We start from the raw sequence: 13,408 nt of genomic DNA, 5'->3' as shown, positions 1-13,408 counted from the left end.
CGATGGCGGATCGTCGACACGTTACCCATCGGCGCCCATTTGTCACGACATGCGTGCCACGGTCCGGAACGCGCTCATCCGAACATCTTGGCGATCACCGCGAGGTCGATCTCAGCGGGCTTCAGGCGGTACGCCGGTGGGGTGACTCCGGCGACGTGCTGCAGCAGGTGGTTCCAGCGGCGGCGTACGACGTGATGTTCGTAACCCAGCAGGACGTGCTCGCCGCGCGGGACGATCAGCAGGTCGAAGTCCTTGTCGGCCGCGATCAGGCGCTCGACGAAGCGAAGCGTGTGGTGCGGCTGCACGTTGTCGTCGAGGCCGCCGTGGACGAGCAGCAGGCGGCCCTCGATCCGGTCGGCGAGGTCGAGCAGGGAGACCTCGGCGTAGTCCTGCTCGCCGACGGGGCCGGCGTACGTCTCGCCCCACTGCTGCAGGTACACGCGGTTGTCGAGGTTGCCGGACTCGGCGACGCCGGCCTTGAAGAAGCCGGGGAACTCACCCATCGCGCGGACGGTGGCGAACGCGCCGCCGGACATGCCGTAGACGCCGACCCGGTCGAGGTCCATCCAGGGCCGGGACTCCGCCAGCTGCTTGATCGCGGCGACGTGGTCGACGATCCCGGCGGTCTGGAGCTGGCGGTACGACGCGTCGTGGAACGCCTTGCTCCGGCCCGGCGTCCCGCGGCCGTCCACGGCGATCACGACGAACCCGAGCGCGGCGAGCGCCTCGGCGTCCGGGCCGAAGTGACCGGGGTCGAAGCCGGGGGCGGTGCGGTTCACGTGCGGACCGGGGTACGGGCTGTTCAGCACCGGATAGCTCGCGGACGGGTCGAAGTCGTGCGGCTTGTGGAGCAGGCCGAAGATCTCGGTGACGCCGTCGGCGGCGAGCGCGCGGAACTCCTCGGGCGGCTGCCAGCCGGTCGCGAGCAGGCGGGTGACGTCGGCACGCTCCAGCTCGATCAGCACCTCGCCGGTCCAGGAGCGGACGGTGGTGACCGGCGGCCGGCCGACGGTCGAGGCGGTGTCGACGAAGTACTCGCCGCTCGGTGCGACGGTGACGTCGTGGTGCAGGTCGTCGTCGGTGACGCGGGCGAAGCCGGTGCCGTCGAGGCGGACGCGGCAGACGGTCTCGCGGTAGGGGCTCTCGGCAACCAAGCCGACGGCGGTGAAGCAGACGACGGTGTCGTCGACGTGCAGGATGCGGCGGACGTTCCACTCCCCCGACGTGATCTGGTTGCGCAGCTCGCCGGTGCGGAGGTCGTAGCGGTAAAGGTGCGGGCGGCCGTCGCGCTGGCTGTACCAGAGCAGGTCGTCGCCGGCGGCGCGGGTGACCGCGCGCTCCTGGCCGTACTGGTTGGGTTCGAGGCGGGTGTCGCCGGTCTCGGTCAGGATCACCTCGGTCGCGCCGGTTTCGGTGTCGAGCCGCTTCATCGTGAGGCTCCGCTGGTCCCTGGGCTGCTCGAGGAAGTAGACGTCGCCCCCGGACCACCAGGCCCACTCGAGCGTGATCGGCGACAGCACGCCGACGTACTGCGGCTCGCCCTGGGCACGGACCGCGCCGCCCTCCAGATCCAGTACGACGTACCGCTGCAGCGGCAGGTGCTCGTCGTCGGGGAACGCGTAGCGCTGGGTCAGCAGCTCCGGCGCCGCGTCACCGTCGGGCAGGACATCGATCAGCTGCGTCTCGCGGACCAGGCGGCTGTCGAGCTGGTGGGTCAGGATGCGGGTCGAGTCCGGGGACCAGACGACGGCCGGCGGCAGATGCGGGAGGCCGATCTTGCCCAGCAGGACGTCGACGGAGAACGAGTTCGTGCCGTAGGCGTTGTCGGTCTCGCCGTCGGTGGTCAGCGGGCGTTCGGTGCCGTCAGCAACGATTCGGAGCCAGAGGTCGGGGCCGCGGCGGATCACCTCGTGCTTGCCGTCGGGTGAGGTGACCGCCAGGAAGTCACCGGTGCCGGGCACAACGGGCAGGGAGCCGATCTCGGCGCGGGTCCAGGCGGCCGAGTCGACGAGGTATGTCGTGTCGGCGCCGTCGCGGGTCAGCTGGTAGGCGAAGCCGTCATCGGTGAACTGCGGGGTGATGCGGGCACCGTCGACGAGGTTCGAGCGGTTGTGGCGGAGCAGAGCTTCAGCGGAGCGGAGATTCATCGGATCGGCCTTTCAGTGCGTGAGTTCGACGACCGGCGCGTCGGCCGGCTTCTTGTCGCGAAGGAGAATCAGGGCGAGGACGGCGGAGCCGAGCACGGCCGCGGCACCGGCGACGAAGGTGCTCGACATCGCGGCGGCGAAGGTGGTCCTGGCGACCTCGGCGAGGGCGGTGTCACCGGTCGCGGTGGCGACGGCCAGCGCCTCGCCGATCGAGCCGCGGGCGGCGTCCGGCGTACCGGCGGGCATGCCGGAGGTGAAGCGTTCGGCCATCGCGCTGCCGAGGATGGCGATGCCGAGCGCGGCGCCGGCCTGCTGCATCGTGTCGTTCAGCGCGGAGCCGACCCCGGCGTGCTCGTGCGGTACGGCGCCCATCAGCGCGGCGGTCGCCGCGGGCTGGGCGAAACCGCTGCCCGCGCCGAAGACGAGCAGGGCGAGCGTCACCTTGGCGAAGCTGTCGTTGGCGTCGAGCAGCGCCATCAACCCGAAGCCGCCGGCCAGCAGGACCAGACCGGCGACCGTCATCGGCCGGTTGCCGATCTTCTGGCCGAGCGTCGCGCCGAGGCCGTTCACCACGATCACCGCGATCGCCATCGGCACCAGCGCCAGGCCTGCCTTGGTCGCGGAGAAGCCGAGCACGAACTGCAGGTACTGCATCAGCGCGAGGATCAGACCGCCGTTGCCGACCTGGACGAGGACCAGCGAGAGCGAGCCGCCGCTGAAGTTGCGGTCGCGGAAGAGGTGCAGCGGGACCATCGGTTCCGGCGTACGGAGCTCCCAGGCGACGAACGCGGTCAGGCCGACGACGGCGACCGCGAGCGCGGGCCAGGAGACGCCGTGCTCGGGCAGCTCGATGATGAACCAGACCAGCGCGACCAGCCCGGCCGTCGACAGCACCGCGCCGAGCGGGTCGGGCTTGCGCCACGGACCCTTGGACTCCGGCATCCAGATCAGCGCGGCGGCGATCGCCAGGGCGACGACCGGGACGTTGATCAGGAACACCGAGCCCCACCAGAAGTGCGCGATCAGCGCGCCGCCGAGCACCGGGCCGCCGATCAGGCCGACCATCAGCACCGAGCTCCAGATCGACATCGCCTTGCGGCGTTCGGCGTCGTCGAAGACGGTGATCAGGATCGACAGCGTGCTCGGCATCACCACCGCTCCCCCGATGCCCATCAGCACCCGGCCGGCGATCAGCAGCTCCGGACTGCCGGCGTACGTCGCGACCAGGGAGGCGAGACCGAAGATCGCCAGGCCGACGATCATCACCCGGCGGCGGCCGTACCGGTCCGACAGGCTGCCCGCGGTGAGCAGCAGCCCGGCGAAGACCAGGATGTAGCTGGCGACGATCCACTGGATGTCCTGCGCGGTCGCGCCCAGGTCCTGGGTCAGGGCCGGGATCGCGACGTTGAGCACGCCGTTGTCCAGGACCAGGACGAAGGTGCTCAGGCACAGCACGACCAGGATCAGCCAGCGGCGCGGGTGCGGTTCGGTGCTCATCGGGGTTCCCCTCACGATTATTGAACGCTGTTCAGCTTGCTTGAACAGTGTGCAATTAAAATTGAACAGTGGTCAAGTCCTGCACGGTGTTCAATTCCTGGCGTACGATGACGGCACCAACGGCGGAGGTGGAACGGTGGCGGAAGAGGTCGGAACCCGGCCCAGGCGCGGGCGGCGGCGTGAGCAGACGGCCCTCAGCCAGGAGCAGATCGTCGGCGCGGCGCTCAAGCTGCTCGACGCCGACGGCGTCGACACGTTCAGCATGCGCAAGCTCGGCGCGGAGGTCGGCGCCGCCGCCACCGCCGTGTACTGGCACGTCGCGACCAAGGACGACCTGCTCGAGCTGTGCGTCGACGCGGTGTACGGCGAGTTCGAGGTCCCCGAGATCACCGAGCCCAGGCAGTGGCGCGCGGGCGCGGTCGCGACGGCGAACAGCCTGCGCTCGCTCATCCAGCGGCACCCGTGGGTGGCCACGACACTCGCCGAGGTCGGGCTGACCTACATCGGTCCGAACCTGATGGCGGTCTCGGACCGGATGCTCGCGCTCTACCGGGTCGCCGGGTTCGGCGTGATCGAGGCCGACCAGGCGTCTAAGACGGTGGTCGGCTTCGTGCTCGGCGTGGCCGGCAACGAGGCCGCGACGCTGACCCGGCTCCAGCGCAGCGGGCAGACCGTCGAGGAGTGGACGGCGAAGTCCTGGCCGGTCGCGGAGGCGGCCGCGCAGGTCCACCCGCACCTGCGCGACCTGTACGCGGCGTACCGGGAACGCGAGCCGGAGTCGGATGCCGACGAGACGTTCCGGTACGGGCTGGAACGGATTCTGGACGGGCTCGAGCTGCGCCTGCGAAGCTGACCCCGGCGCGCGACTAGGGTCGCGGCGTGGCAGAACCTGGCGAACCAACTCCGGAGCGGGACGAAGTAGCACGGATCGCGGAGACGCGCCGAGCGATGGAGCGCGGACTGCCGCCGGCCAAGGGCGCGACCGCCGGAGGTGCCGGCGGCGGAGCCGCAGCCGGTGGGGCCGCGGCCAGCGGAGCCGCGGCGGCCGGGCCACCGGAGCTGGCCGAGGAGCTCGTGCGGAAAGCCAAGGAAGCCGCGGAGAAAGCCCAGGCCACGAGCGACGCCTTCACCGTCGAGGACATCTGGTCCGCGTCCCAGGGATCGCAGGGCTCTCCGCCCGACCATCGCCGGCAGTCGGGCCGCGGCCGCCCGCCCGGTCAGCAGTCCGACCGGTCCGGGCCGGGCCACCGCGGCCCGCACCGCTGAACGTCAGCGCAGCAGGATCGTCCGCTCGACCACCGTCCACGTGGTCGTCGTGAGCAGGTAGAGCCCGGCAGCCAGTGGGATGAACGCCGCCGTCAGCAGCGTGCCGAACGGCAGCAGGCGTGCGATGTTCCGGCTCATCGGCGTCGCGCTCGCGTCGAGCCGCGCGAGCTGGCGGCGGGCCGAGAAGAACGCCACGACGGCCAGCAGCACCGCGAGTCCGACGTACGCCGGTGTGGTTGCGAAGACCGGCCAGTGCACCCCGATCGGCGCACCGAACAGCGTGCCGCTGAGCAGGTCGTTCGGTTCGCCGCCGACGACCGCGCGGGTGAACAGCGTGTACAGCACCCAGAAGAACGGCAGCTGGGCGAACATCGGCAGGCAGCCGGCGAGCAGCGTCGTCCCGGAGTCCGCCTGCAGCTTGGCGATCTCCCGCTGCGCGCGGTCGGGGTTCTTGGCGTGCTTCTTGCTGATCTCCTGGATCTGCGGCATCAGCACCGCACGGGACTTCTCACCACGCACCGCCGCGAGGCTGAGCGGCAGCAGCAGCAACCGGACGGCGAGCGTACAGACGACGATCGCCAGCGCGGCGGCGTACGGGCCACCGACGGGTTCGAGCGCGGAGGCGACGAAGGACACGAGCTGGTAGGCGCCGGTGATCGGCGCCTCGAGAAACGAAGGCATGACAGAGCTCCATCAGAACAAGAGGATTCGGGCTGGTCGCGAGGAAGTGCGACTACAGCCCGGGAGCTCTGGGACGCGGCCGGCCGGCCGTGTCCGGATCACACAGCGGGACGTACGACGTCCGTGCCGACTGCTCGCGCAGCGTCAGCGCGACCAGCGGCGTCACCACCGGCGCCCGCCGGGACGCGTGCCCGGCCGCCAGCATCAGCGTGAACAGCAGGGCCGCCGCCGTGAACACGGCGGCGGCCAGAGTTGCCGCGTCGAGCGCAGGGATCACCGACGACAGCGCGTCGGCGATCACCTGGTGCATCAGTCGAGGTAGTCGCGCAGGACCTGGGACCGCGACGGGTGCCGCAGCTTCGACATCGTCTTGGACTCGATCTGGCGGATCCGCTCGCGGGTCACGCCGTAGACCTTGCCGATCTCGTCCAGCGTCTTCGGCTGGCCGTCGGTGAGACCGAAGCGCATCGAGACCACACCGGCCTCGCGCTCGGACAGCGTGTCGAGCACCGCGTGCAGCTGCTCCTGCAGCAGCGTGAACGAGACCGCCTCGGCCGGCACGATCGCCTCGGAGTCCTCGATCAGGTCGCCGAACTCGGAGTCGCCGTCCTCACCGAGCGGGGTGTGCAGCGAGATCGGCTCCCGGCCGTACTTCTGCACCTCGATGACCTTCTCCGGGGTCATGTCGAGCTCCTTGGCGAGCTCTTCCGGAGTGGGTTCGCGACCGAGGTCCTGGAGCATCTGGCGCTGGACGCGGGCCAGCTTGTTGATGACCTCGACCATGTGCACCGGGATCCGGATGGTCCGGGCCTGGTCGGCCATCGCGCGGGTGATCGCCTGCCGGATCCACCAGGTCGCGTACGTCGAGAACTTGTAGCCCTTGGTGTAGTCGAACTTCTCGACCGCGCGGATCAGACCGAGGTTGCCCTCCTGGATCAGGTCCAGGAACAGCATGCCGCGGCCGGTGTAGCGCTTGGCCAGCGAGACGACGAGTCGCAGGTTGGCCTCGAGGAGGTGGTTCTTGGCCCGCCGGCCGTCCTCGGAGATCCACTCGTACTCGTCCTTGACCTTGTCCTTGAGCTTGGTCGCCTCGTCGCCGATCTGCTCCTCGGCGAACAGGCCGGCTTCGATCCGCTTGGCGAGCTCGACCTCCTGCTCGGCGTTCAGCAGCGGGACCTTGCCGATCTGCTTCAGGTAGTCCTTGACCGGGTCGGCGGTCGCGCCGGCCACCATCACCTGCTGCTCGGGCTCGTCGGTCTCGTCGGCCTCGGAGACGATGAAGCCCTGGTCCTCGGTGAGCTCCTTCTCCAGCGGCTTGACGGCGTCGGGCTGGAAGTCCGCCTCGTCGACGTCGTCCAGGGCGCGCGGCTTCCCGGTCTTCGGGTCGATCGACAGACCCGCCTCGGACACGGCCTTCTTCGCCGGCGCCTTCTTCGCGGCGGCCTTCTTCGCGGGGATACCGTCCTCCTTGGATGCAGCAGCCTTCTTGGCCGCGGGGGCGGCCTTCTTCACGGTGGCCTTCTTGGCAGCAGGGTCAGGCACTCTGGCGCTGGTCCTCGGAGCCGTGCTGCGGGCGGTGGCGGCCACAGCCCGGGCTGACTCGGCGGGAAGACTCTCGGACGAGCTGGACGACACGAATTACCTCTCGTCTGACGCAGGGTTTTCTGTACGGCGATGCTGGTGGTGCTGGTACCGCTCGGGTGGTGCAACGAGTTGTGCGCTGCTCGCCGGCTTCTGTGCTCGTCTGCGATCGTGTTCGCTGGTCAGCATTTAATCACCGGGGTGCCCGTCAGGCGGCAGCAACACTACATTGTAATCCGCGGAGCAACCCGAACCCACGCGCGACCCCCGTCCCGGCGTGGCACGCCGGTGCCCGCACGCCCCCGCGGGCCGGCACCGGTCCTGCTCTTGAGCCTTCAACAGCTCGCGTTCAGCTGTTCCTGGTCTGCCGTAACGGCCGCGCGACGACCCGTTGCTGGGCCACCTGCTGGGCCGCCTTGAACTGCCGCACCTTCACCAGGGACGCGACATCGATGACGTCGGCGACCGACTTGTACGCACCGTCCTCGCCGTACGGCTCGGAGGCCTCGCGCCAGCCGCGCGGGCGGACCTTGAGCTGCTTGCCGAGCAGCGCGACGAAGATCTTCGCCTTCTGCGCACCGAAGCCGGGCAGCGCCGACAGCCGGGCCAGCAGGTCGTCACCGGACTTCACGTCGGCCCACACCCCGGAGGCGTTCCCGCCGTACTCCTCGTCCAGGTGCTTGGCCAGCGTCTGGATCCGGGCCGCCATCGCGGTCGGGAACCGGTGCACCGCGGGCGGTCCGGTCACCACCTCGACGAAACCGTCCGGGTCGTAGGCGGCGACCGTGCACGGGTCGAACGAGCCCTCCATCCGCTTGGCGATCAGGACCGGGCCGGCGAAGGCCCGCTCCATCGGGATCTGCTGGTCGAGCAGCATCCCGACCATCAGCGCGAAAGGGTCCCTGCTCAGCATCTCGTCGGCGTCGGGCTGCTGCGCCAGGCACAGTTTCTTGCTGCGTGTCGAAGTCACCTCAGTCCTCCCCTTCCTCAGCCTTGACGGCTAGCACCGGACACGGAGCGTCGAGCAGCACCCGTTGCGCGTTGCTGCCGAGGATGAGCTTGCCCACCGGCGACCGCCGGCGCAGACCGATCACGATGAACTCCGCGTGCACCTGCTCGGCGACGGCCACCAGGTCCTCCGCCGGGTCGAGTCCACGCACCAGCTGCCGTACCTCGTACGGCACGCCGGTCGAGTCCAGCTGCTCGCGCACCTCGGTCAGCGCGGCCTCACTGGCCTCCGCCTCGTCGCTGTCGAAGCTGCGTCCGCCACGGTGGGAGTTCACCACCACCAGCTTGGCGTCGCGAAGCTTCGCCTCCTCCGCCGCCCTCCGAAGGGCTGCGCGCCCTTCGGCCTTCGGCACATAACCCACGACGATGGTCGTCATCGACTTGCCTCACCTCCGGGTGTCTGTCGACCCGTTCCGAACGATACTGCCCTGAACCGCTACCGGCATCTGTGGAAAAGCACCATCTGTGTCGCGACCGTGACCGTTAGGCAGTTGTGTCCGCAACGAGACCGTGTCGCTCGCGGGCAGGCAGTTCGGTTGGAACCTGCTTACCCGCGGTCGCGGCTTCTAACCCTCCCCCGATGCCGGGCCGTGGCGGACACCCTCGCAGGGTCCGGGGCCGCCGCGCCAGTCCCATGCCGTTGCCTTTGGCAAGCGGCCGGACCGCTGTCCTACGTTGTCGGCGGCCCGGCGGGTTTTCTTCACGTCGTGGAAAAACCGGCTCAGTCCACCGGCCACTCGTGCACCGGCAGGTTCTCGTGCATGTGGTCGCGGTAGCGGCGCAACATTCCTCGCAGAGCGTCACGACGATCGTGCGAGCCCTTGGTGTACAGGCGGTGGAACTCGTCGGCCTGCCAGGAGGCACCGTTGCGGTGGGTGAGGCACCGCTGCTCGATGATCCCCAGCAGCCGGTCCCGTACGTCGGGAGCGACGCCCCAGGCGTCCAGCCCCTGCGATGCCAACGGCAACAGCCGCCGCAGCACCAGCTCGGTCGCCCGCGCCGTACCGACGCCCGGCCAGAACACCTCGGCGTCGATCCCCTGCCGGGCCGCCTCGTGGAAGTTCTCCTCGGCGGCGCTGAACGACATCTGCGACCAGATCGGCCGCTCGTCGTCGGCCAGCGCGCGGACCAGGCCGAAGTAGAAGGCGCCGTTGGCCATCGTGTCGACGACCGTCGGGCCGGCCGGCAGCACCCGGTTCTCCACCCGCAGGTGCGGCTTGTCCCGGACAACGTCGTACACCGGGCGGTTCCAGCGGTAGATCGTCCCGTTGTGCAGCCGGAGCTCCGAAAGAGCGGGCGCGTCGCCGCGGTCCAGGACCGCGATCGGGTCCTCGTCGGAGGTGACCGGGAGCAGCGCCGGGTAGTAGCGCGAGTTCTCCTCGAACAGGTCGAAGATCGAGGTGATCCATCGCTCGCCGAACCAAACCCGCGGCCGGACGCCCTGCGTCTTCAGCTCGTGGGTCCGGGTGTCGGCGGCCTGCTCGAACAGCGCGATCCGGGTCTCGCGCATCAGCTCCTTGCCGAACAGGAACGGCGAGTTCGCCCCGACCGCGAGCTGCACGCCGGAGATCGCCTGCGCCGCGTTCCAGTACTTCGGGAACGCCTCCGGCGTCACCTGCAGGTGGAACTGCGTCGACGTACAGGCGGCTTCGGGGACGATGCTGTCGGCGGTGACCGCCAGCCGTTCGACGCCGTCGATCGAGATCTGCACGTCCTCGCCGCGGGCCTGGAAGATCTGGTCGTTGAGCAGCGCGTACCGCGGGTTGGTGCTGAGCGCGTCGCGGCGGATGTGCTCGGTGAGCAGCGTCGGCAGGATCCCGACCACCACCATCGACGAGCCGGTCCGCTGCGCCTTCTCCTCGGCCGCGTTCAGGCTGGCCCGGATCGAGGCCTCCATGGTGTCCAGCCCGTCGCCGTCGATCTGGCCGGGCGGCACGTTGATCTCGACGTTGAACTGGCCGAGCTCGGTCTGGAACGCGTCGTCCTCGATCGCGCTCAACACCTCGGTGTTCTTGAACGCCGGGTCGCACTTGTCGTCGACCAGGTTCAGCTCGATCTCGATCCCGGTCATCGGCCGCTCGGCGTCGAACCGCGCCTCCCGCAGCATCCGCGCGAAGGCGTCCAGGTTGCGGTGGACCTGGTTGCGGAACGCTGTCCGGTCCGCCCGGGTGAACTCGACCCGGTCGACTTCCTCGCCCATCTGGCCTCCCCTGTCCCGGTACTGCCGTGGGTACGGCGTACTTCCCAGTACCTGGCGACAGTCTGCCTGAACCGGGCCCTTGATGTGACCTGGATCGCGTCGTGGACTCAGCGGGGGTACACGATGAAGTGGTCGTGGACCAGGCGGCATGGCTCCGGCCCGGCCTTGGTCAGCGCCTCGTCCAGCTCGGTCAGCGTCTCCGGCGGGAGCTGCAGCGGGTGCTCGTCGGGATGCACCGCCGCGCCCATCGGGTAGTCCTCCCCCGGCCGGTCCGGCATCTCGATGTGCGCGCCCAGCACGTGCTCGACCGGATTGCCCGCGGCAACGAACCCGGCCAGGCGGCGGATGCTCGCCCGGTACGCCGTCCAGTCGGGCACGTACAGGCGACCCGGGTAGAGCGAGTCGCCGGTCAGCAGCAGCCGGGTCTCCCGGTCGTAGAGCGCGATGTCCGCGCCCTGGTGGCCGGGGATCGGGATCACGTCGAGAACGCGCTCTCCGAGGTCGAAGCTGACGATCTCGTCCGGCCAGGTGGTGATCCCGAAGAACGCGGCGACCTCCTCGGCACTGTGACCGACCACCTGGCCGAACTGGTCGTCGCCACCGACGTGGTCGCCGTGCGCGTGGGTGTGCGCGACGACCAGCTCGCGGTCGCCGATCAGTCCGTCCACGACCGGGCGCAGATCGGCGTGCCCGGTCCCGGTGTCCAGCAGGAGAGCGCGTTCCGTGCCGAGCAAGAGATAGAGGAACGGGCCTTCGAAGTTCGTCCGCAGCGCCTGGCGGATGATCACCGTGCGGTCGTCGTACCGGTGGACCTGGTGGTCGGGGCCGGTCGCGGTGGTGCCGTCGTCCCAGCGGGTGGGGAAGCTCATGCGGTGATCCTGTCACCCGGGTCGGGCGATTGTCGGTGCCGGCAGCGAGACTGGTCGGGTGCGTGCTGATCCGTCGATCCTGCATGTCGACCTGGACGCGTTCTTCGCGGCGGTCGAGCAGCGGGACAAGCCCTCCCTGCGCGGCAAACCTGTCGTCGTGGGCGGGATCGGCCTGCGCGGCGTCGTCTCGACGGCGTCGTACGAGGCCCGCAAGTACGGCGTCCGCTCGGCGATGTCGACGGCCGAGGCGCGCTCGCGCTGCCCGCACGCGGCGTACCTGTGGCCGCGGTTCGAGGTGTACCGGGCGACCAGCCACGCGGTGATGGAGCAGATGCGGGCGCTGTCGCCGCTGGTCGAGCCGCTGTCGCTGGACGAGGCGTTCGTCGACCTGGCCGCGACCGGGCTGCGCGACCTCACCGTCGAGGACGTCGAGGCGATCGCGAACGACCTCAAGGACGCGATCAAGAAGGCCAGCGGCGGGCTGACCGCGTCGGTCGGCGCCGGGACGTCGAAGCTGATCGCGAAGATCGCCAGCGACCTCGACAAGCCCGACGGTGTCGTCGTCGTGCCGCCGGGGACGGAGGCGGAGTTCCTGGCGCCGATGCAGGTGACGGTGATCCCCGGCGTCGGGCCGGCGACCGCGCAGCGGCTCAGCATGGCCGGCGTCCGGACCGTCGCCGACCTGCAGCTGCTCGACGAGGAGGAGCTGATCCGCCAGGTCGGCTCCGCGCACGGCACGAGCCTGCACCGGCTCGCGGTCGCGGCCGACGACCGGCCGGTGGTCAGCGACCGCGAGACGAAGTCGGTCAGCGTCGAGGACACCTTCGAGACCGACATCATCGACCGCTCGCTGCTGACCGCGATCAGCGAGCGGATGGCGCACCGGGTCGCCGAGCGCCTCCGCAAGGCCCAGCTGTCCGGCCGGACCGTCACGGTGAAGACGCGGATGCACGACTTCACCACCCACACCCGCTCGTCCACCCTGGCCGGGCCGACCGACGACCCGCGGGTGGTCGCCCGGGTCGCGCGCCGGCTGCTCGAGGACAGCGACATCTCCGGCGGCATCCGCCTGCTCGGCGTCGGCGTCTCGTCGCTGGCCGACTGGATCCAGGACGACCTGTTCACCGAGTCCGAGGCCGACGAGGCTGCCGCGAGCGCGGTCGACGTCCCCGACGTACCGGTCCGTCCGCGCGAACGCGACCAGGGCTACCAGCCCGGCCAGGACGTCACGCACCCGACGTACGGCGAAGGCTGGGTCTGGGGTGCCGGGCGCGGCCGCGTCACCGTCCGCTTCGAGACTCCCGACACCCGCGGGCCGATCCGCACGTTCGCGATGGACGACCCGGAGCTGACGAAGCTGCAGCGCGTCGTACCGGAGGAGTCAGCCGCGGAGGCGGACTGACAGGCAGGTCACGCAACCTTCGAGCTTCTCGAACTCGGTGATGTCGACGGGGACCGGGGTGTAGCCGAGCTCGCTGAAGAGGTCTGCGGTGCGCGGCGCGGAGGCGGCCATCAGGAGGTGGTCGTCGTCGAGGAGCACGACGTGGGAGCCGGGCTCCTCGGGGACCGCGCGGAAGGTGGGGAAGGCGGCGGGGTCGTCGACGAGGGGTTCGTAGCCGATCACGGTGCCGTCGGGCAGAGCGGTGACGGCGGACTTGAGGTGCAGGACCTTGCGGACCGGTACGGCGACGACCTGGGCGCCGAGCGGTTCGAGGTGGGCGCGGAGCTGGTCGAAGCCGGAGCGGTTGGTGCGGCCGCCCTGGCCGACGTACACGGTGCTGCCGACCTTGAGGATGTCCCCGCCGTCGAAGGTGCCGGGGGCATCGATGTGGGCGAGGCGGTAGCCCTGGGCCTCGACGGTCTCGGCCGCGGCCTGGGCCTCGGGGCGGCGCTCGGTCGCGCCGGCGCGGGCGATCACCGCGAGGTCGCCGTACACGACCATGGTGTCCTCGACGAAGACGCCGTCGGGGCAGTCGTCGGCGGGCGGGACCTCGACGGTCTCCCAGCCCGCGGCGGCGAGCGCGTCGACGTACAGCTGCCACTGCCGGACGGCGAGATCGGCATCCACCGGAACGCGGTCGAGATGGGTCAGCAGACCGTCGGCGAGGCGCGGGCTGGGGCGGCGGACGAGCGCGCGGAGGGTGGCCATACGCGGAGCG

Annotated in this window: 13 protein-coding genes; 3 read left to right on the top strand and 10 right to left on the bottom strand. The window is 70.3% G+C overall.

Features of this window, described 5'->3' with window-relative positions; all coding sequences use genetic code 11:
- Positions 1-74: 74 nt before the first annotated feature.
- Positions 75-2,147, bottom strand: coding sequence for a S9 family peptidase (locus ACZ6Z4_RS09860; RefSeq protein ID WP_465560778.1), 2,073 nt, complete (start codon positions 2,145-2,147; stop codon positions 75-77).
- 12 nt (positions 2,148-2,159) lie between these two features.
- The gene (locus ACZ6Z4_RS09855; protein ID WP_465560775.1) at positions 2,160-3,644 is read right to left on the bottom strand and encodes an MFS transporter; all 1,485 of its coding nucleotides are present in this window, start codon (positions 3,642-3,644) and stop codon (positions 2,160-2,162) included.
- Between the two features lie 136 nt (positions 3,645-3,780).
- Here ACZ6Z4_RS09855 and ACZ6Z4_RS09850 point away from each other — a divergent pair, with 136 nt between their 5' ends.
- Both ACZ6Z4_RS09850 and ACZ6Z4_RS09845 read left to right on the top strand, forming a co-directional pair.
- Positions 3,781-4,497, top strand: a complete 717-nt coding sequence (locus ACZ6Z4_RS09850) for a TetR/AcrR family transcriptional regulator (protein WP_465560771.1) — start codon at positions 3,781-3,783, stop codon at positions 4,495-4,497.
- Positions 4,498-4,523: 26 nt separating this feature from the next.
- Complete coding sequence (locus ACZ6Z4_RS09845; protein WP_465560768.1) at positions 4,524-4,910, top strand: hypothetical protein; 387 nt, start codon at positions 4,524-4,526, stop codon at positions 4,908-4,910.
- A gap of 3 nt (positions 4,911-4,913) precedes the next feature.
- On the opposite strand, the gene ACZ6Z4_RS09840 is transcribed toward ACZ6Z4_RS09845, so the two are convergent.
- The 7 genes from ACZ6Z4_RS09840 to ACZ6Z4_RS09810 all read right to left on the bottom strand — a co-directional run bounded on the left by ACZ6Z4_RS09840 (position 4,914) and on the right by ACZ6Z4_RS09810 (position 11,249).
- Positions 4,914-5,591: a YidC/Oxa1 family membrane protein insertase gene (locus ACZ6Z4_RS09840; RefSeq protein ID WP_465560765.1), complete on the bottom strand. Its 678-nt coding sequence runs from the start codon at positions 5,589-5,591 to the stop codon at positions 4,914-4,916.
- Between the two features lie 52 nt (positions 5,592-5,643).
- Positions 5,644-5,901: a DUF6412 domain-containing protein gene (locus ACZ6Z4_RS09835; protein WP_465560762.1), complete on the bottom strand. Its 258-nt coding sequence runs from the start codon at positions 5,899-5,901 to the stop codon at positions 5,644-5,646.
- Positions 5,901-7,226 (bottom strand): RNA polymerase sigma factor, encoded by a 1,326-nt coding sequence (locus ACZ6Z4_RS09830; protein ID WP_363676939.1) that lies wholly within the window; start codon positions 7,224-7,226, stop codon positions 5,901-5,903. Before ACZ6Z4_RS09830 ends, ACZ6Z4_RS09835 begins: the two co-directional genes overlap by 1 nt.
- A gap of 295 nt (positions 7,227-7,521) precedes the next feature.
- Positions 7,522-8,142 carry an HhH-GPD-type base excision DNA repair protein gene (locus ACZ6Z4_RS09825; RefSeq protein ID WP_184794993.1) on the bottom strand — a complete coding sequence of 207 codons (621 nt, stop codon included), beginning with the start codon at positions 8,140-8,142 and terminating at the stop codon, positions 7,522-7,524.
- Position 8,143: 1 nt separating this feature from the next.
- Positions 8,144-8,557, bottom strand: a complete 414-nt coding sequence (locus ACZ6Z4_RS09820) for a universal stress protein (RefSeq protein WP_363676940.1) — start codon at positions 8,555-8,557, stop codon at positions 8,144-8,146.
- A gap of 344 nt (positions 8,558-8,901) precedes the next feature.
- Positions 8,902-10,380 (bottom strand): glutamate-cysteine ligase family protein, encoded by a 1,479-nt coding sequence (locus ACZ6Z4_RS09815; protein ID WP_363676941.1) that lies wholly within the window; start codon positions 10,378-10,380, stop codon positions 8,902-8,904.
- A 107-nt stretch (positions 10,381-10,487) separates the two neighbouring features.
- Positions 10,488-11,249 (bottom strand): MBL fold metallo-hydrolase, encoded by a 762-nt coding sequence (locus tag ACZ6Z4_RS09810; RefSeq protein WP_465560756.1) that lies wholly within the window; start codon positions 11,247-11,249, stop codon positions 10,488-10,490.
- A 58-nt stretch (positions 11,250-11,307) separates the two neighbouring features.
- On the opposite strand from ACZ6Z4_RS09810, the gene ACZ6Z4_RS09805 reads away from it, so the two are divergent.
- A complete protein-coding gene (locus ACZ6Z4_RS09805; protein WP_465560753.1) occupies positions 11,308-12,651 on the top strand; it encodes a DNA polymerase IV in 1,344 nt (447 codons plus the stop codon).
- On the opposite strand, the gene ddaH is transcribed toward ACZ6Z4_RS09805, so the two are convergent.
- Positions 12,631-13,398, bottom strand: coding sequence for a dimethylargininase (ddaH, locus tag ACZ6Z4_RS09800; protein ID WP_465560750.1), 768 nt, complete (start codon positions 13,396-13,398; stop codon positions 12,631-12,633). The genes ACZ6Z4_RS09805 and ddaH overlap by 21 nt on opposite strands.
- Between the last annotated feature and the right edge of the window lie 10 nt (positions 13,399-13,408).

The organism is Kribbella sp. NPDC104740 (assembly GCF_055583505.1).
The sequence above is the reverse complement of the archived record's forward strand: the minus strand, read 5'-3'. Positions and strand labels throughout refer to the sequence as shown.